18 protein-coding genes and 1 other RNA gene are annotated in these 18878 nt (G+C 42.8%); 9 read left to right on the top strand and 10 right to left on the bottom strand.

The genetic code is table 11. The features are described 5' to 3' along the window. Positions 1 to 26: 26 nt before the first annotated feature. Positions 27 to 1397: a DNA repair protein RadA gene (radA, locus tag H571_RS0104510; RefSeq protein WP_027848272.1), complete on the bottom strand. Its 1371-nt coding sequence runs from the start codon at positions 1395 to 1397 to the stop codon at positions 27 to 29. An 84-nt stretch (positions 1398 to 1481) separates the two neighbouring features. Here radA and H571_RS0104515 point away from each other — a divergent pair, with 84 nt between their 5' ends. Together H571_RS0104515 and H571_RS0104520 are read left to right on the top strand one after the other, a co-directional pair. Beyond that, the gene (locus tag H571_RS0104515; protein ID WP_027848273.1) at positions 1482 to 2753 is read left to right on the top strand and encodes an O-acetylhomoserine aminocarboxypropyltransferase/cysteine synthase family protein; all 1272 of its coding nucleotides are present in this window, start codon (positions 1482 to 1484) and stop codon (positions 2751 to 2753) included. Between the two features lie 130 nt (positions 2754 to 2883). Further along, positions 2884 to 3474: a peroxidase-related enzyme gene (locus H571_RS0104520; protein WP_027848274.1), complete on the top strand. Its 591-nt coding sequence runs from the start codon at positions 2884 to 2886 to the stop codon at positions 3472 to 3474. A gap of 10 nt (positions 3475 to 3484) precedes the next feature. Here H571_RS0104520 and H571_RS0104525 read toward each other — a convergent pair whose 3' ends face one another. Together H571_RS0104525 and hemE are read right to left on the bottom strand one after the other, a co-directional pair. Further along, positions 3485 to 5518, bottom strand: a complete 2034-nt coding sequence (locus tag H571_RS0104525) for an alpha/beta hydrolase (protein WP_027848275.1) — start codon at positions 5516 to 5518, stop codon at positions 3485 to 3487. Between the two features lie 73 nt (positions 5519 to 5591). After that, complete coding sequence (gene hemE, locus H571_RS0104530; RefSeq protein WP_036217687.1) at positions 5592 to 6662, bottom strand: uroporphyrinogen decarboxylase; 1071 nt, start codon at positions 6660 to 6662, stop codon at positions 5592 to 5594. Positions 6663 to 6838: 176 nt separating this feature from the next. On the opposite strand from hemE, the gene ribA reads away from it, so the two are divergent. Further along, positions 6839 to 7444, top strand: coding sequence for a GTP cyclohydrolase II (gene ribA / locus H571_RS0104535; protein WP_027848277.1), 606 nt, complete (start codon positions 6839 to 6841; stop codon positions 7442 to 7444). On the opposite strand, the gene H571_RS0104540 is transcribed toward ribA, so the two are convergent. From H571_RS0104540 to gmk, 4 genes are all read right to left on the bottom strand, one after another. After that, complete coding sequence (locus H571_RS0104540; RefSeq protein ID WP_027848278.1) at positions 7445 to 7834, bottom strand: RidA family protein; 390 nt, start codon at positions 7832 to 7834, stop codon at positions 7445 to 7447. A gap of 24 nt (positions 7835 to 7858) precedes the next feature. Further along, on the bottom strand, positions 7859 to 9979 hold the full coding sequence (spoT, locus tag H571_RS0104545; RefSeq protein ID WP_027848279.1) for a bifunctional GTP diphosphokinase/guanosine-3',5'-bis pyrophosphate 3'-pyrophosphohydrolase: 2121 nt from the start codon (positions 9977 to 9979) through the stop codon (positions 7859 to 7861). A gap of 57 nt (positions 9980 to 10036) precedes the next feature. Then, on the bottom strand, positions 10037 to 10288 hold the full coding sequence (gene rpoZ / locus H571_RS0104550; RefSeq protein WP_027848280.1) for a DNA-directed RNA polymerase subunit omega: 252 nt from the start codon (positions 10286 to 10288) through the stop codon (positions 10037 to 10039). A gap of 92 nt (positions 10289 to 10380) precedes the next feature. Then, positions 10381 to 11010 carry a guanylate kinase gene (gmk, locus tag H571_RS0104555; RefSeq protein ID WP_027848281.1) on the bottom strand — a complete coding sequence of 210 codons (630 nt, stop codon included), beginning with the start codon at positions 11008 to 11010 and terminating at the stop codon, positions 10381 to 10383. A gap of 136 nt (positions 11011 to 11146) precedes the next feature. Between gmk and recN the strand changes: the two genes are divergently transcribed. Next, positions 11147 to 12802, top strand: coding sequence for a DNA repair protein RecN (gene recN / locus H571_RS0104560; protein WP_027848282.1), 1656 nt, complete (start codon positions 11147 to 11149; stop codon positions 12800 to 12802). Positions 12803 to 12822: 20 nt separating this feature from the next. Here the strand turns inward: recN and fur are convergent, their stop codons facing one another. Continuing rightward, the gene (gene fur / locus H571_RS0104565) at positions 12823 to 13233 is read right to left on the bottom strand and encodes a ferric iron uptake transcriptional regulator (RefSeq protein ID WP_027848283.1); all 411 of its coding nucleotides are present in this window, start codon (positions 13231 to 13233) and stop codon (positions 12823 to 12825) included. Between the two features lie 109 nt (positions 13234 to 13342). On the opposite strand from fur, the gene H571_RS14205 reads away from it, so the two are divergent. Then, positions 13343 to 13678: an outer membrane protein assembly factor BamE gene (locus H571_RS14205; protein WP_051168146.1), complete on the top strand. Its 336-nt coding sequence runs from the start codon at positions 13343 to 13345 to the stop codon at positions 13676 to 13678. 2 nt (positions 13679 to 13680) lie between these two features. Here H571_RS14205 and H571_RS0104575 read toward each other — a convergent pair whose 3' ends face one another. Beyond that, positions 13681 to 13986 (bottom strand): RnfH family protein, encoded by a 306-nt coding sequence (locus tag H571_RS0104575; protein ID WP_027848284.1) that lies wholly within the window; start codon positions 13984 to 13986, stop codon positions 13681 to 13683. Then, entirely contained in the window at positions 13979 to 14422 is a 444-nt protein-coding gene (locus H571_RS0104580) for a type II toxin-antitoxin system RatA family toxin (protein ID WP_027848285.1), read from the bottom strand. Before H571_RS0104580 ends, H571_RS0104575 begins: the two co-directional genes overlap by 8 nt. A 110-nt stretch (positions 14423 to 14532) precedes the next feature. On the opposite strand from H571_RS0104580, the gene smpB reads away from it, so the two are divergent. The 4 genes from smpB (at position 14533) to H571_RS15740 (ending at position 18833) form a co-directional block, all read left to right on the top strand. Next, on the top strand, positions 14533 to 15015 hold the full coding sequence (gene smpB, locus H571_RS0104585) for an SsrA-binding protein SmpB (protein ID WP_027848286.1): 483 nt from the start codon (positions 14533 to 14535) through the stop codon (positions 15013 to 15015). A 74-nt stretch (positions 15016 to 15089) separates the two neighbouring features. Continuing rightward, positions 15090 to 15451, top strand: a transfer-messenger RNA (tmRNA) gene (gene ssrA / locus H571_RS15735). Positions 15452 to 15813: 362 nt separating this feature from the next. Then, on the top strand, positions 15814 to 16008 hold the full coding sequence (locus H571_RS0104595) for a helix-turn-helix domain-containing protein (protein ID WP_036217566.1): 195 nt from the start codon (positions 15814 to 15816) through the stop codon (positions 16006 to 16008). After that, positions 16005 to 18833 (top strand): Alw26I/Eco31I/Esp3I family type II restriction adenine-specific DNA-methyltransferase, encoded by a 2829-nt coding sequence (locus H571_RS15740; RefSeq protein ID WP_084482674.1) that lies wholly within the window; start codon positions 16005 to 16007, stop codon positions 18831 to 18833. Before H571_RS0104595 ends, H571_RS15740 begins: the two co-directional genes overlap by 4 nt. The last annotated feature ends 45 nt before the right edge of the window (positions 18834 to 18878 follow it).

Here is an 18878-nt window from a genome sequence, read left to right on the forward strand (position 1 = left end):
GTAAAGCTTTTATTTACAAGTCTTTGTCATATCGCTTCTAAGGCTTCGCTTAACCGGCTAACGCCTATCACCTGCATACCGGCTGGCATGTCTTTAGGCACATTGCCTTTGGGTACTATAGCTCGGGTAAAACCATGCTTAGCCGCTTCTCTAATTCTTTCTTGGCCACTGGGTACTGGGCGTATTTCACCCGATAAACCTACTTCGCCTATTACCATTAACTCATGGGGTAAGGGCTGGTTTTTTAGTGAAGAAACAATTGCCATAACAGCGGCTAGGTCAGCGCTAGTTTCTAGCACTTTTACGCCACCTACCACGTTCAAGAACACATCTTGGTCACCCGTAAAAATGCCACCATGCCGGTTTAAAACGGCCAAGAGCATAGACAAATGATTACCATCTAGCCCAACTGCAACTCGCCGTGGGTTGCCTAGCTGAGACTCATCCACCAATGCTTGCACTTCCACTAACAAGGGGCGTGTGCCTTCCCAAGTTGCCATAACCACACTACCAGCTGCTGGCTCTTCATCACGCGATAAAAAAATAGCTGAGGGGTTTTTAACTTCTTTTAGCCCGCCTTCCAGCATGGCAAACACACCCAGCTCATTCACTGCCCCAAAGCGGTTTTTTTGACCTCTTAAAGTACGAAAGCGTGAATCACCATCGCCTTCTAATAAAAGTGAGGCATCAATCATGTGCTCTAACACTTTTGGTCCAGCCAAAGAACCATCTTTAGTTACATGACCCACTAAAAAAAGCACCGTGTGGGTCTGTTTAGCAAAGCGAGTTAAAAATGCAGCGGATTCTCTAACCTGAGCCACACCACCTGGCGCTGACTGAATATCGCTAACATGCATGGTTTGTATGGAGTCCACAATGAGTACTTGGGGCTTTTCTACTTCTGCTACCGCCAAAATATTTTCAACGCTAGTTTCTGCCAGCATTTTTAAGCCTTGAGTAGGCAGTCCTAAGCGCTGCGCTCTTAAGGCCACCTGCTGCAAAGATTCTTCACCTGTGACATAAAGCACTTTCATTAACTGCGCTAGCTTACAAGCCGTTTGTAGTAGCAGGGTAGACTTACCTGCACCGGGATGACCGCCCAGCAAAACAGCAGAACCGGGTACTAAACCACCACCTAGAACGCGATCAAATTCATTAAAGGTGGTTGAAAACCTAGGAAGGTCTTGTAAGTTTATATCGGAAAGGTCTTGCACCTGCTTAGATAATCCACCAGCAAACCCACTGCGCGCAGCAGTAACGGGTGCGCTCCTACTTGTTGCACCTAGGCGAATTTCTTGTACGCTATTCCATTCTTTGCAGGCGGTACACTGACCCTGCCACTTACTATATTCTGCTCCGCATTCTATACAAACGTAGGCGGTTTTTTGTTTTGCCATAACACCCTGCTTTTTATTGACAGTTATAAGAAACACATTCAATATAACCAAAAGTTAAATCTTGCTTAAAATAAGGATACACAGATGAAACGTGAAACGCTTGCACTACACCATGCTTATGAACCCGATGGCCAACATGCGGTTGCTGTACCTATTCACCAAACCACTTCTTTTAGTTTTGATTCTGCCCAACATGCAGCGGATCTTTTTGATTTAAAAGTACCTGGCAACATTTACACCCGCATAATGAACCCAACTTGTGATGTGCTAGAAAAACGCATCGCAGCTTTAGAAGGCGGTATAGCTGCATTAGCTGTAGCTTCTGGCATGGCCGCTATTACTTACACCATTCAAACTATAGCGCAAGCTGGCGACAATATTGTTTCTATTAGCGAGCTTTATGGTGGTACTTACAACCTTTTTGCTCACACCTTACCTCGTCAAGGTATAGAAGTACGCTTTGCAGATAAAAATGATCTAGCTGGCCTAGAAGCATTAATTGATAAAAATACCAAAGCTGTTTTTTGTGAATCCATTGGCAACCCTTCGGGTGGTGTTGTTGATATGGCTGCCTTGGTTGAAGTGGCTCATCGCCATGGAGTACCAGTCGTTGTAGACAACACAGTAGCAACACCTTTCTTATGGCGCCCTATTGAGCAGGGTGCAGACATAGTTATCCACTCAGCAACCAAATACATAGGTGGACACGGCACAACCTTGGGTGGCGTTATAGTTGATTCAGGCAAGTTCCCTTGGGCAGAACATGCAGAACGCTTCCCGCTACTTAATGAGCCAGATGCTTCTTATCATGGTGTTAGCTATACGCGTGACGTAGGTGCTGCCGCTTTTATTACCCGTGCTCGCGTTGTGCCTTTACGCAATATGGGTGCTGCACTGTCTGCCCAAGCGGCGTGGAACTTATTGATGGGTTTAGAAACACTTGCGCTACGCATAGAGCGTACTTGTGAGAATGCACAAAAGGTTGCTGAATACCTTAAGCAACACCCCCAGGTTTCTTGGGTTAACTATGCTGGTTTAACCGACCACCCTGACCACGCCTTAACCCAGAAGTATATGGAAGGTAAGGCCTCTGGCATTCTTAGTTTTGGTATTAAAGGTGGCAAAGAAGCAGGTGTGAAGTTTTATGATGCACTGCAATTATTTAACCGCTTAGTTAATATTGGCGATGCTAAAAGTTGCTCTTCTATCCCTGCTTCAACTACTCACCGTCAACTTAATGCTGAAGAGTTAGCTAATGCTGGCGTTAGTGAAGATATGGTGCGTTTATCTGTAGGCATAGAACATATTGATGACCTATTAGCAGATTTAGAACAGGCTCTAACTGCTGCCAAATAGGTTTTTAATACTTTTAATGCCCTGCTGGCGATGACTAGCAGGGCATTTTTTATGCTTGTCATTCAGTCTTTAGGGCGGCAATCTAGTTGTGGATAAACTATAAAACCATAACAACAATAAGGAACTAACCATGTCAGCACCTCTTAGCCCTTACTTTAACCTACCAACAGAAATTACAGACCTGCCACAAGATATTCAAAAAACAATTCTTGAAGTTCAGGAGAAAGCAGGCTTTGTACCCAATGTGTTTTTAATGCTTGCCTACCGACCTGATGAGTTTCGTGCATTTTTTTCTTATTACAATGCCATCATGGAAAGAGAGTCAGAAACCTTAACCTTGGCAGAAAAAGAGATGATAGTGGTAACAACCAGTGCACAAAATCACTGCCTCTACTGTGTGGTTGCTCATGGTGCTTTACTGCGTATTTACAGCAAAGATCCACTGATTGCAGACCAAGTAGCCATTAATCACCGTACCGCTCCACTGAGTGAGCGTCATAGGGTAATGTTAGATTTTGCTTTATACGTTAGCTTAGAAGCAGGCGAGCTTAATGAAGCCTGGGTAGAAGAATTAGAAGCCGTAGGTTTTACGCGTGAAGATATTTGGGATATAGGTGCTGTGTGTGCTTTTTTTGGACTATCTAACCGCATGGTATCGCTAACAGGCACACCACCCAATCAGGAATTTTACCTGCTTGGGCGGCAGCCTAAGAGCAACTAAACCTTAACGCTTATTTAGCTGACGGCTTCTTTTTAGAAGCTGTTGGCTTAGGTTTAGTTTGATTCGCTTTTGTTGAAGTGGCTGCTGAAGCAGCTGGTTTTTCTTCAACCCTACCTTCAGGTGGAGGACAAGGATCGGGTGTTCCAGGCTTTTTGTTTGGAATATATACGGGTGGCTCATCCTGCAAGAAGTCAGTAACCAACTCTAAAAACTCGGCAAGCAATCGCTTACTTACCACAAAGATATGGCCTACATTCTTCTCAATGGTACGATTCAAACCACCACAAGTCATTTGCAAGTTGCCTTCTTTACGACCCCACCTTTCACTCGTTAAGCACGAGCCAACGGGTGCAATAGGATCACGCAAGCCACGGTAATCAAAGAGCGCGACATCAGCTAGATTCAACATATCCATATTTACTGGCTTACCATCTAACTCTGGGTACTTAGAAGGCAGAGCATACTTCCCTTCCCAAATTTCGTTATCTAGGAAAATTTTCTGAATCCATTCACGGTGCGCACGTGCTGGAAAACGAGTACCCGAGTTTAGCCAATGCATAAAAGGTGCAGCATCATCGATTGCACCCGGGAAGTTAGCACGGGCATAAAAACCTTCGGCAACACTAAAGGCAACACCTGGCTGAATCGCATGCATACCGACTTCAATTGTTTGCGGTGGAACGTTTGAGCCAGCATAGAAGGTTTTCATTACTTCTGGTGAATAATGCTCGCGTATTACATCACGCATGGGTTTATGACCACTAGCTTCATCATCAAAGAAAATAGGTGCAGTCATAAGTACTACCTGACGTATTTGTAGCTCACCACCTTCAATGTTTAATTCTTCAATTCTACGAGCTAGGTAAGGCATAAACAGAGTACCACCCATGCAATAAGACATTACATCAATGCTTTGCTTGGGATGGCGCTCAATAATCATCTCTAAGTATTTGTCATGAACTGTTTTACCGTAAAAGCTCAAACCTAAGTTGGCTTGGTCTGGTTCAGGGTTGCCATAATCAACCATGTAAAGGTCATAACCCTGCTGCAACATGCCTTCAACAACGGATTTGCCTGGGGCAAGGTCAAAAATTTCACAGCGGTTAATCATAGGACTAACCATGTAAAGTGTTTTGCCGTTAGGCTTAACACCCTTGGGTAGCGGGTAATGCCTTAGTTTTACAGAATAAAGGGCAGAACCAGGTACTTCTTCCCACTCACAAGCACCTAGAAAGGAAGCGGGCGACTCTAAAGCAAAGCGGCGTACATCAAAAGCATCACGGGCTAACAATGCAAGCAAACGCAATTCACAGTCTGCTAAATACTTATCGTCTTCTTGCACCTTTTCACCTTCAGGTGTGAGCTTGCGATAAGGATTACGCTTTAAGTCACTTAAAGGTTCACCAGCAATAACTTGTAAGAGTGAACGCAATAATTTTTTCATTGCTCTTAAGCGTGTTTGACCAAAACTATGGTACTGCCATTCCAAACGCTGAAAGGCAGCCAAACTGCTTAGCAACCAAGCTTGTCCTGCTGCTTGTTCACACACTCGATCACAAGCTGCTCGGTCAAAAACTAATTTATAACCTTTACGCGTAACATCATCACGACCCGATGCTATTTCTTCTTCTGTTGCTTTAACTTCTTTAGTTAGAGCAATAACTAAACGCTTAATCCGTGCAGCATAAGCTGACTCAATTCGAATATTGTCTGTTGCAACAGGGTCTGGGTCACGGCCAGAAGCGACTGCTTCGTGCGTTGCTTTAACTAAAGGCTTAAGCCAACCAGTAAATAGTTCAGAAGGCACACCAAAGGGCGCAAAAAAATTACTTTGCTGATGTGAAAAAGACATCATGCCTTTAAGGATTTGACCATTGTAGTTACTTAACCAATGGTTAGTATCTTTTAACCGAGACACGTTATCTGCAGGTGTCACGGTTAAAAAGCTATCTAGTTGATCTGCAGTAAAACGAGGCACAGGTGTGGCTATTCCTTTTAGCATAGTTGAAAGCACATTTGGCAACTCATCATTCATTGTAAACATTGATACACACCTCAGTTTGCTGGTTACATTTTGTAATATTAGCAAAACCTTAAAAAACAATAAAGCCTAGCTTCTACTTCGAATTATGGTACGGCACACTTAACTCATGCACGGCATCAATTAAAACCTTGGCATGTTCCGGATTCACAAACTGGTTAATACCATGGCCCAGATTAAAAACATGCCCATTGCCAGGACCATAGCTTTCTAAAATACGACCTACCTCTGCACGAATAGCAGCAGGTGGTGCAAAAAGACCGCTAGGGTCAAAGTTACCTTGTAAAGCTACACGATGACCCACACGGGCACGTGCATCACTCATTTCTGTTGTCCAGTCTAAGCCCAATGCATCGGCACCCACTGCCGCCATGTGCTCTAGCCATTGACCACCACCCTTAGTAAACAAAATAACCGGTACTTTGCGGCCATCGTGTTCACGAATAAGACCGTGGACTATTTGTTCCATGTATTTCAAAGAAAACTCTAGGTAAGCAGGCGTTGATAAAGTACCACCCCAGGAGTCAAAAATTTGTACAGCTTGAGCACCAGCACGTATTTGTGCGTTCAAGTAGTCAGTCACCGTGCGTGCTAATTTGTCTAGTAGCTGATGCATTACATCGGGCTGACCGTAAAGCATACCTTTAGCGTGACGGTATTCTTTACTGCCTTGGCCTTCAATCATGTAGGTTGCCAAAGTCCAAGGGCTACCTGAAAAACCAATTAAAGGCACACGGCCATTCAGTTCTTTACGAATACTGCTAACAGCATCGGTCACGTAACCTAAATCACTTTCAATATTAGGAATGGGCAGGTCTTCTACATCTTTTGCGGTACGGATGGTTTTTTTGAAACGTGGGCCTTCACCGGTTTCAAAGTAAAGACCTAAACCCATTGCATCAGGAATGGTTAAAATATCTGAAAACAAAATAGCCGCGTCTAAATCGAAGCGCTCTAGTGGTTGCAGGGTTACCTCAGTAGCTAACTCGGTATTACGGCAAAGATCCATAAAAGTCCCAGCCTCTTTACGAGTCGCTAAATATTCAGGTAAATAACGCCCTGCCTGACGCATCATCCAAACCGGCGTAGCATCAACTGACTCACCATTAAGCGCACGTAGAAAACGATCATTTTTTAATTCAGACATGGAACCTTCCCTAAACAGTATTGACTTAAAAACCACTTGATTTGTTAACATTCTAGCCGCCTTATCGCTGGAGGTCAGTTTAATTACAAGAAATACCTTCTTGCAATTGCTGCCTTAACGCTAGTTAGCGAGTAGAATAGCCCAACTTTAATTCCTAAAACTGTGAGACTAACCCTGTGACTTTGCGTTTTGTTGCTGCTTCCCGCTTACCTACCCCTTGGGCTGTATTTACTATGCATGGCTTTGAGGACAGTGAAACTGGTAAAGAACACCTAGTGTTAACCCTTGGTGAGTTAGACAACACCGAACCTGTATTAGCTCGCATTCACTCAGAATGTTTAACTGGTGATGCCTTATTTTCTTTACGTTGTGACTGTGGCTTTCAACTACAAGAAGCACTCAAACGCATTGCTGCTGAAGGCCGTGGTGCCTTATTTTATTTACGTCAGGAAGGTCGTGGCATAGGCCTTCTCAATAAAATTCGTGCTTACCACCTGCAAGATGCAGGTGCAGACACAGTAGAAGCAAATGAGCAGCTAGGGTTTGGGGCAGATATGCGCACCTACGCCATGTTACCTGCCATGTTAGAGCATCTAGGTATAAAAAGTGTTCGCCTGATGACCAACAACCCCCGCAAGGTTGATGCCTTTACTAGTTACGGCATTAAGGTGGATGAACGCCTTCCCCTTACAACAGGCCTTAATCCTCATAACGCTGACTACCTTGAAACTAAAGCCAACAAGCTAGGGCACTTAATGAAGCCTGAAGACTATGAAAAATAACTAGTCGCCCACTACCATAACGGCTTCTGCTTCAAAGGCTACGCCCTTAGGCAACGCAACCACCTGTACGGCAGCTCTGGCTGGGTAGGGTTTGCTGAAATAGCGTGCCATCACATCGTTCACTACAGCAAAGTTAGCTAAATCTATTAAGTAGAGGTTAACTTTTACTACGTCATCCATACTTCCGCCAGCAGCCTCGCACACAGCCTGCAAGTTTTCAAATACCTGTACGGCCTGGGCTTCAAACCCCCCTTCAACAACTTCCATTGTTGAAGGTACTAGCGGAATTTGTCCAGACAAGTAAACGGTATTCCCTGCCTTTACAGCTTGGGAGTAGGTACCTATTGCCTGAGGCGCTTTATCGGTATTTATTACAGCACGATTACTCATAGCATCTTTCTCTTAATATTGAATCTAACGTAGGCGAACCACTCGGTTCACTTCTGGAATTAATCTGAGCTTTTTCATTAACCTAGCTAGGTGCACTCTATTTTTAATTAAGACACCCAAGGTTAAGGTTGAAATTCGGGCATCCCGCTCATCAACACTAATACGATCTATACCTACATCCATTTCTGCCGCTAGCGTTGCAATACGGGCAATAATTCCACGTTGATGTTCTATTTCTAAACGTAGGTTAAGACCAAACTCACCTTCAACTGTATCAGCCCAGCTTAAGGTGACACATTTTTCTGGGTTATTTCTTATTTCAGTTAGGTTGCGACAGGTATCACGGTGAACCACTATGCCGCTACCAAAACTTATATGACCAAGAATAGAATCATCGGGTATAGGGTGACAGCAACGCGCAAAACTCACCACCATACCTTCTGTACCATGAATGACCATTGAGCCTTCTTGGTTTGAATCAGTATCAGCCAGAGTGGTTTTATCATCTAGCAATCGCCGTACAACTACATAGGCCATACGCTTACCTAAACCTATCGCTTCCAAAAGCTCTTGTAAGGAACCTACTTCCATTTCTTTAAGCAGCGGTGCTAAACGTTCATCACTGATTTGTTCTAAATGAACATCAAATTGGCTCAGGGCTTTATCTAATAAGCGACGCCCCAAAGTTTCTGATTCGGTGCGCTGTTGCTGTTTTAAATAATGGCGAATCGCTGAACGTGCCCGAGCCGTAGTTACAAAAGATAGCCAGGCCAAGTTTGGACGTGCGCCTGGTGCAGTAATAATTTCTATTGTTTGCCCACTATGCAGTTTTGCTGACAAAGGCGCTAGCTTACGATCAATACGGCAAGCAACGCAGGCATGACCAATATCTGTGTGTACAGCATAAGCAAAATCGACTGGTGTAGAGCCTTTAGGCAGCTCCATAATTTCACCGCGTGGGGTGAAAACATAGACTTCATCAGGAAATAGGTCGACCTTAACGTGCTCAATAAACTCTAACGAATCACCTGCCCGTTGCTGCATTTCTAACAGGCCTTTAACCCATTGTCTTGCCCGTGCATGACTACCTTCGGCAATGGGGTGATCTGTTTGACCCGCTTTATATAACCAATGAGCAGCCACGCCATTATTTGCCATGGCCTCCATTTCTCGCGTGCGTATTTGCACTTCTATTGGCATACCACTTAAGCCAAATAAAGAAGTGTGCAAAGATTGGTAACCATTGGCCTTAGGGATTGCAACGTAATCTTTAAAGCGTCCAGGCACTGGCTTATAGGTATTGTGTACCGTACCTAGTACACGATAACAGTCATCGACTGACTCAGTAAGAATACGGAAAGCATAAACATCCATAATTTCACTGAAGGACTTCTTTTGGTACTTCATTTTGTTGTAGAGGGAGAGAAGATTTTTTTCTCGCCCAACCACTCGGCCTTTCAAGCCATCTTGTTCTAGCCTTTCTTGTAGGCGTACTTGGATTTTTTTAACAACTTCTTTACGGTTGCCTCGCACCTGTAAAACTGCCCGCTTTAAGCGTTCATATCGCATAGGGTAAATGGCTTGAAAACTTAAATCCTCAAGCTCTAAACGTAGGGTATTAATACCTAAACGGTTAGCAATGGGGGCATAAATATCGAGGGTTTCACGGGCAATGCGCCGTTTTTTATCGGGCCTTAGTACACCCAGAGTACGCATATTGTGTAGTCGGTCGGCTAGCTTCACTATAATAACGCGTATATCTTCCGCCATGGCTAAGACCATTTTACGGAAGTTTTCTGCTTGCGCTTCAGCTTTAGATTCAAAGGTAATCTGGGTTAGTTTAGAAACACCATCCACCAGTTCAGCAACCACTTCACCAAATTGGCGTGTAACCGCTTCTTTATTAATGCCTGTATCTTCAATGACATCATGCAGCAAGGCAGCAATTAATGCCTGATGATCCATGTGCAAATTAGCTAAGATAGTTGCTACGGCAAGTGGATGGGTAACATAAGGCTCACCTGAGCTACGTTTCTGCCCATCATGAGCCTGTTCGGAGTAAAAATAGGCGCGACGAACCTGCTGTACTTCGTCAGCAGGAAGGTAGCCTTTTAATCGATCACAAAGATCATCAATGGTATTCATCACCCTACCTTTTAAGAGTTCAGTACAGCAACAAGGTGGGCAATCAATAGCATGGGATTAGTACTCCTGCGGTGCTTGCTCTTCAACAACTACAGCAGGCTTAACTTCAGCTTCATCTAAAATAGCTGCTGTAGTCATTCCTTCAGCAACTTCTCTTAGGGCAACCACTGTAGCCTTGTCATTTTCCCAAGCTAAACGAGGCTCCTTGCCACCGATTGTTAGTTGGCGGGCACGCTTGCTAGCCACCATAACGAGTTCAAAACGGTTAGCAACATTTTCTAGACAATCTTCAACAGTAACTCGAGCCATTAAGGAACACCTGCTTAAATTTTAATTTAGGGGGGAAAAGATTTACCGATTAACCTAGTGTAACGGAGCAACACACCTTACAACAAGGGGCATCAGTCTTCTGTTGGTACTAGCTCGGCTAATAAAGCTGCATTTTTTTCTTGTTGCCTTGCTAACTCTAACCTGTTGGCAACAAAAATAGCTTTTAATTCACTTAGTGCTAACGAGAAGTCATCATTCACTAGCAGGTAGTCATATTCTTGCCAATGACTCATTTCACTTATTGCCTGCCGCATTCTACCTTGAATCACCTCTGCTGAATCCTGCCCTCGTGCATTAAGGCGCTCTTCAAGTGCCGACAAAGAAGGCGGTAAAATAAATATGCCTATCGCTTCAGGCATTTGCTTTCTCACCTGCTGCGCACCCTGCCAGTCTATCTCTAAAATAACATCGACACCTGCCTCTAAGCGCTCTTGTACCGCTAGGCGTGAAGTACCATAAAAGTTACCAAATACTTCAGCATGTTCAAAAAAAGCACCCGCATCAACCAAGGCTTGAAAAGCTTGCTTCTCAACAAAATGGTAATTAACTCCATCTTTTTCACCAGGACGCATTAAACGTGTGGTATGAGAAACCGATACTTCTAGCTGATTTAATTCTTTTAAAAGTGCAGCGACTAAACTTGTTTTACCTGCACCTGAAGGCGCAGAAATCACATAAAGACGGCCTTTTGATTGCGACATAGCCAACCCTCTAAAAAATAGTTGTTTAATAGTTTACTTGCTCACCAAAAAAGAAGCTAAAAACTTAATGCATTACTTGCCGTAATAATCAGCCTGAGGTATAAATAACACTGTATATATTATCAGGAGGATCGCCATGCTAGTCAGCTTAAGCATTAGACAACTTGCTATTGTAGACCACCTAGAACTTGAGTTTCGCAAGGGCATGACAGTCATTACCGGTGAAACAGGCGCAGGTAAGTCCATACTACTACAAGCACTTGGCCTAGCCTTGGGTGACCGATCTGACAATGACAGCATTCGCCATGGCGCCGACAGGGCAGAAATAACAGCCAGCTTCGACTTAAGCCAATTACCCCAAGCAAAAGAATGGCTTGCAGCAAGAGAACTAGATACTAGCGAGTGCATTCTTCGCCGTAGCCTACTTAATAATGGTCGATCTAAAGCCTGGATAAACGGACAACCCTGCCCAGTACAGCACCTTAAAGAACTAGGTAGCTTGTTACTTGATATTCATGGGCAACACGCGCATCAATCCCTGTTACGCAAAGAAACCCACCTAGAAACACTCGATCAGTATGCTGGCCTAGAAAAACAAACCTCACAACTAACGGCTAGCTACCGAGCTTGGCAGGCTACACATAAACGCCTAGAGAACCTTCGCCAGCAAGATGATTCTCAAAGGGCGCGTATTCAGCTATTACGTTATCAGGTAGAAGAGCTAGATCAACTAGCAATTCAGCCCGATGAGTTATCAGAGTTAGAGGCAGAACAACAACAGCTAGCCAATGCCGAAGCACTTATTCAAACCAGTCAAGCGGCACTCCAGCTTTGTGATAGCGAAGAAGGGGCAGCTCTGCAACAAGTAAACCAGGCCTTACAACTACTTAGCGGCCTTAAAGTTGCCAACCTGCAACCTGTACAACAAATGCTTCAAGAAGCACAAATTCAATTACAAGAAACTAGCCGAGAGCTAGAACACTACGCCAGTACGCTTGAAGTTGACCCTACTCGCCTACAGTGGGTTGAAGACCGCTTGAGCAGCATTTATCAAACAGCTCGCAAACACCACTTGCAAGCGGAAGAACTGGCTGCGCATCACGCACAATTAAAGCAGGAGTTAGATGAACTAGATACAGGTGAGTCAAGCTTAGATGTACTCAGCAATGAATTAGAGAAATTAAGCACTGCCTATCAAATTCAAGCTAAGAAGCTACACCAAAACCGAATCAGTGCTGCTACCAAGCTACAAAAAGCAGTTGACGAGCAGCTGGCGTATTTAGGTATGGAAAAAAGCCAGTTTAGGGTTAGCTTTAAACCTTTAGATGGCTTACATGCCTTAGGCACAGATGACATAGAGTTTCTAATTGCACCCAACCCAGGTCAGCCAGCCAAACCCTTGGTGCGTATTGCTTCTGGCGGAGAATTATCAAGAATTAGCTTAGCAATTCAAGTAATAGCAGCACAAACCAGCAGCATACCAACCTTGGTGTTTGATGAGGTGGATGTTGGTATTTCTGGTGCAACGGCTGAAATTGTAGGTCGCCTACTAAAACAACTAGCAAAACGTGGGCAAATTCTATGTGTTACTCATTTGCCCCAAGTAGCGGCTCAAGGTGATCAACACCTACACATTCATAAACAAATTGATCAAGACACCACCCTCACACAAATGGCGTTACTAGATGAAAAGGGCAGAATCACTGAGCTTGCACGTATGTTGGGCGGTATAAAACTATCAGAACGCACCTTAGCTCACGCTAAAGAAATGCTAAAAGGTAGCCGCCACTAAAGGCGGCTGTTGTTTTAAAGCTAGCTTTGTTTTTTTCGTACATAAAGAACCAACGAGTGATCGACTAACTCTAACCCATGAGACTCTGCTAGCTTGTGCTGTAGTTCTTCTAGCTCCTCATTGTAGAACTCAATTACATCGCCAGTTTCAACATCAACCATATGGTCATGATGCTCCTCAGCCGATAGCTCAAATACTGCATAGCCACCATCAAAGTTATGCTTGTCTACCAAGCCCGCTGCTTCAAATTGTGTTAGAACACGGTAGACTGTTGCTAAACCAACATCTTCACCCGCTTCAATTAACGCCTTATAAACATCTTCTGCGCTTAAGTGGTCGTCTGCATGACGCTCCAACACCTGCAGAATTTTGATACGTGGCAAGGTCACTTTAAGACCTGCTTTTCTCAATTCTTGGTTTTTATCAGCCATCAGAACTCTCAATACAAAAGTGATCAGAACACTTCGCTGTAGAGCAAAGTTTAAGTATCATGTAAACACTACTATTATTGACCGAAGTAAAACAGAGTTAAACACCTAGATGAATAAAAAACCCACTAAAATACTCACCTTTATGCTAATTGCCTTTTTCTTAGGTGGTTGTAGCTGGTTCAGCCCCTACAAACAGGGTATTCAACAAGGCAACATTTTGGATGAAGAAGCCATAGAACAACTAAAAATTGGTATGAGCCAAGAACAGGTTGTCTATCTGCTAGGCACACCTCTGCTTAAATCACCCAACAACCCCTACCAATGGGATTACATTTATCAGCTGCGCCAAGGTCAAAAATTAATTGAGCGCGAAACACTAAGAGTCAACTTTGAAACCAATGCCAAAGGCGAGCTAAGGTTAAGTAAGTTTGTTCACCAGCCTTAAAGTTAGTCGGCTTTTTTCTCAGCACGCTTAGCGCGTGACGCTTTAGGATCAGCTATCAAAGGGCGATAAATTTCTACTCTATCGCCTTGTTTTACTTCTTGCTCTGCTGGTTTAGCTACCAGCTTACCAAAAACTCCCAAGCGGGCAGAGGCAATATCTAAGTCAGGAAAATAATTTTCCATACCTGAATTTAAAGCTGCATCATACACGTTTGTACCTTCAGCCACTTTAACACTTAAAATCTTTTGCTTAGCTGGCAAAGCAAAAGCCACTTCAATTTCTAACTGTTTACCCTGTTCACTAGCCATGCTTTCCGTAGACCTCATCCGCTCGCTTAACAAAAGCTTCAACTTGACTGGCTGCCATTTGGCTAAACAAAGGCGTTAAAGCGGCAGAAACTAATCGACCACCAGCAATTTCAAACTCAATATCAAAGTGAACTTTGCAAGCGTTTTCATTCAAAGGTTGGAAATACCAGCTACCTTCAAGTTTTTTAAAAGGACCATCGAGTAGTTTCAGCTCTATACGTTCTGGCTCAAATAATGCATTACGTGTTGTGAAACTATACTTCATACCCGCTTTAGAAAGCTCTAACTCACCTATTAAATAATCGTCTTCTCGGTGAATCAAACGTGCATTACTGCAACCGGGAAGGAATTTAGGGTAAGATTCACAATCATTAACCAGCTCAAACATTTCTTTCGCAGAATGCATGACTAAAGCGGAGCGACTGATACGGCTCATAATTCACTCCAATTTCTTATCAGTATGGACTGAATTCTAACATGACAGCCAATGACTGCACCTTACCAAAAATCTTTTTATAGTTATAAAACATCAAGAGCTAACAGATAATGGCTAAAAAACCTAAAAAAAAGCTTAGTAGCAACACTATAGCGGTAAACCGCCGCGCTAGGCATGAATACCACATACAAGAAACTTTTGAAGCTGGCTTGGTTTTAGCTGGCTGGGAAGTTAAAAGCCTTAGAGCTGGAAAGTGCCAGCTAACAGATACCTATATTCTCATTAAGGAACAAGAAGCTTGGCTATTAGGCTCGCACATTACGCCACTACTTAGCGCCTCTACGCATGTAGTTGCCGACCCAACACGAACACGCAAACTTTTATTACACCGAAAAGAAATTGCACGCCTACTGGGGCAAATTAATCAAAAGGGCTTTACCTGCGTACCCTTATCACTTTATTGGAAAGGCAATAAAGTTAAATGTGAAATTGCTTTAGTTAAAGGCAAGCAAACACATGACAAACGTGCTACGGACAAAGACCGTGATTGGGAAAGGCAGAAAGGCCGTATTATGCGAGAAAGAAACAAATAAAGTTAATTAACGGAACTTTTTCTTTTGCTTGTGGTTTAACTAGTTGACTGTGGTAGAATACAAGATCACTTAAAGGGGACGTCCTGGCTTCGACGCCGGTAGCAAAACCTAAGGTGCATGCCGAGAGGGAAGTGACTCTCGTAAATAAATTACTTCAAACATTATAGTCGCAAACGACGACAATTACGCTCTAGCCGCTTAAGGCTACTCATGAAGCCATGTTGCCTATCGCCGGTGAATTGAGATTATGAGCGCAGCCAGATAGGATCGCAGCAATGATAGCCTTCGTCGGCGCTGCTAAAACTAAATCGAAGGATCGCTGAAGGGTATCCTGTTCGTCGGAGACCTAACAGTTAAAACAAATGACGAAACTAAGCATGTAGATCCAAGGGCAGAGTGCCGACGGACGCGGGTTCAACTCCCGCCGTCTCCACCAAATACGAAACCCCAACTGTTATCAGTTGGGGTTTTTTATTGCCTGAAACCCGCGCTACAGGCCCTGTATGGCAAGGGTTTACGGACTTCGCACCATTCTTAATCACGGACTTTTCAAGGAAAATATTCTCTAAATAGCCGGATACTCTCTGCGTCTCTCCCCTCCCTGAATACCCAAAGTCCATGACTAGAGAATAGAGAACCCTTTAAAATCAGTGTCTTATTAGTGGACTAATCAAAAGGTTTGTAGGAGGATTGGATAAAGGAAGTAAAACGAACTGTTTATTTAAACAGTATTTATATTGAACTAAAACAGACCTTGATGTACTCTACCGACAGTCGTAACAACAGAGAAGAATAGCTATGGAGCAAGCATTAACTGTTAAACAAGTTGCTGAGCTTCTAAATGTTAACGAACGAACTATCTATAGGATGGCAGCATCTGGAAAAATCCCAGGATTTAAAGTTGCTGACAGCTGGAGATTTCTTCCTAAAGATATCCAAAACTGGATTGAAGACCAAAAAGCTCAAAGCGCAACCAGGGTAGATAGCCAATGAATCATTTAGAAGTGTTAAGCAACGCTTATCCAACATCTTTAACGGATGAATTTAGAAAAAGAGCTACGGGCTGTTATTACTCTCATAAATCAATTGCTGTTCAAATGTTCACCCCCCTGCTGCTGGAAGCTGAATTCGTTAATTCATCCAAGTTAAAGATATTTGACCCATTTGCAGGAGATGGACGCTTAGTAATTTGGCTAATTGAACTCTGCATTGCCCATAACATGCCTAAAGAGTGGGATGTGTACCTATTTGATATCAACCCGTCAGGTCTGCAGGAAGCAGAAGACAGCCTCGAAAAACTAAAGGATAAAGGGGCTGTGATTAACTACACGATAAAATCAGGGGACGCATTTAAAGTTGCTGAATTCTATAAAGAGAAAGCCGATATTGTGGTGACCAACCCTCCTTGGGAGCTACTAAAACCTGATGCGAGAGAACTAAAACAGTTAGATGAGGAGGCAAAGAAAGATTACATTTCATCAATGAGAGGCTATGACAGATTTTTATCTGACAACTATCCAGTTTCACAACCAAAAAGTAAATTTGCTGGGTGGGGCACCAATCTATCTAGAGTGGGCGCTGAACTAAGCCATCGCCTTTTAAAGGAAAATGGCTATTGCTGTATTGTTTTACCAGCATCATTTTTTGCAGATGATCAATCTGAATTAATCCGTAAAGAAATAATTTCGAGTTCAAAACTGATTGATTTAGCTTACTATCCAGCAGAAGCTAAGCTATTCGACAAAGCAGATGTTTCATCTTCCTCTTTGACATATAAGAAGTGCCATAAGCTTGAGAAGAAAACAAAGTTAACTATTTTCAACAAGTTCCTAGAAATTAAATCATCTGGAGAAATAATTCTTGAAGAAGATGATAGCGACGGCTTTATGATACCGATAACACTAGGATCAGAAGCACTAAAAGTATTTCACAAACTCAAGAAAGGAACTCCAGCATGGCGGGAGATAGAAAAAGATAAGTTAGAACTTTGGGCAGGAAGAGAAATTGACGAAACAGGGAGTAAAAAGTGGCTATCTAGTGATGAGGCAGGACTTCAGTTCATCAAAGGACGGATGGTGAATAGATTTGAATTAGACAACCAAGAAATCCTTTACGCAAACAAACCTAACTACTCACCTCCAGAGAGCACGTCTTATAACAGAATTGCGTGGAGAGATGTTTCTAGGCCAAGTCAGAAAAGGCGAGTTATTGCAACAATAATCCCTAAAGATACTATCGCTGGAAATTCTCTAGGCGTTACGTTTTATAGAAATGGAGACGAAAAAAGCCTGTTATCACTGCTAGGAATAGTGAGTTCTTTGTGTTTTGAATTTCAGTTACGTTTCCACTTAGCTACTGGGCATGTATCGCTATCAGCCATAAGAAAAGTTCACATTCCTCCTCAAGGGGTTGTATCTGAACTGACAGAACTTGCAAAAATTTGTGAAGATAGAATCAAAGGTGATATTGCCTCAGATGCAAAAATAGAAGCAGTAGTAGCACGCCAAGTTTATGGTCTTACTAAAAATGAATTTGAACTTGTTATTGATTCATTTGAAAAGGTAACTAAAGAGGAAAAGGATTTAATTTTATCCGAATTTGAACAGCTAATTATGAATAAAAAAACAAGTCATCATTTAATCCCGAATCACTTAAGTTCGAAATTAAGTGAGCTCGATATGAGAATAGTACATTCTGTTCCTCCAGGAGGTAATTGGAAGAATATTCCAGAAGATATCCCCTCAAAAAGAATCGCACAAATACGCGAAAGTTATGCTCAGGGAAAAGGTAGCCGATCAACATATTACGGCAGATTAAGGGCAGATATGCCTTCATATACAATCAATACATATTTCAATAGACCTGGGAATGGTTGTCATATTCACTTCTCACAAGATCGAGTTATTTCTCAAAGAGAGGCTGCGAGGCTGCAATCCTTCCCTGATAACTTCGAGTTCTCTGGACCTCAAACAATAGTAAACACTCAAATAGGAAATGCAGTACCTCCGCTTTTGTCATTTCAAATCGCACAAGAAATAACGAAAAGTATTGGAAAGACAGGTGTTTTTATTGACTTATTCTCAGGAGCTGGAGGAATGGGATTAGGCTTTAAGTGGGCAGGTTGGAAACCTTTGTTGGCTAATGACATTGAATCTCGATTTCTGGAAACTTACGCCAAAAATGTTCACGAAAACATAATGTGTGGAAGTATTTCAGATGATGAATTTTTCAAAAACTTAGTTGATGAGTGTAAAAGACTTAGATCTATGCATTCATCAACCCCGTTTTGGATATTAGGCGGCCCTCCATGTCAAGGGTTCTCAACTGCTGGCAACAAGCGATCGATGGATGATGAGCGGAATTCACTATTTGTCCATTACAAAGAACTTCTTGAAGAGGTTGCACCTGATGGTTTCGTTTTTGAAAACGTAGCTGGCTTATTGAGCATGGAGAAAGGGGCAGTTTTTGAAAGAGTAAAATCTGAGTTTAGTAGTGTTATGAAAAACTTAACAGGGTGGGTTTTAAATAGTGAGAATTATGCAATACCGCAACGAAGAAAGAGGGTGATACTTGTTGGTTCAAAAGAACATGATTTTCGCATCCAACCACCTGAGCCAAAAACTAGCAATAACAAAAAAGACCTTTTTTCAGACTTAAAAAGCTGGGTAACAGTAGAAGATGCTATTTCAGATCTCCCTCCAATATCTCAAGCGGAGAATGGTTCCCATCTAAACTACACATCGCCCCCAACAGGTCACTATCAAAAATTAATGAGAGGAAAAATATCGCCTGAAACTTACCTTTCCTATTTTTCCTAGGATAAGCCACTGTTTTTTTTATGACGCTGAACTGTTTGTGGGTTT

It is taken from the genome of Marinospirillum minutulum DSM 6287, from assembly GCF_000422325.1.
GTDB lineage: Bacteria > Pseudomonadota > Gammaproteobacteria > Pseudomonadales > Halomonadaceae > Marinospirillum > Marinospirillum minutulum.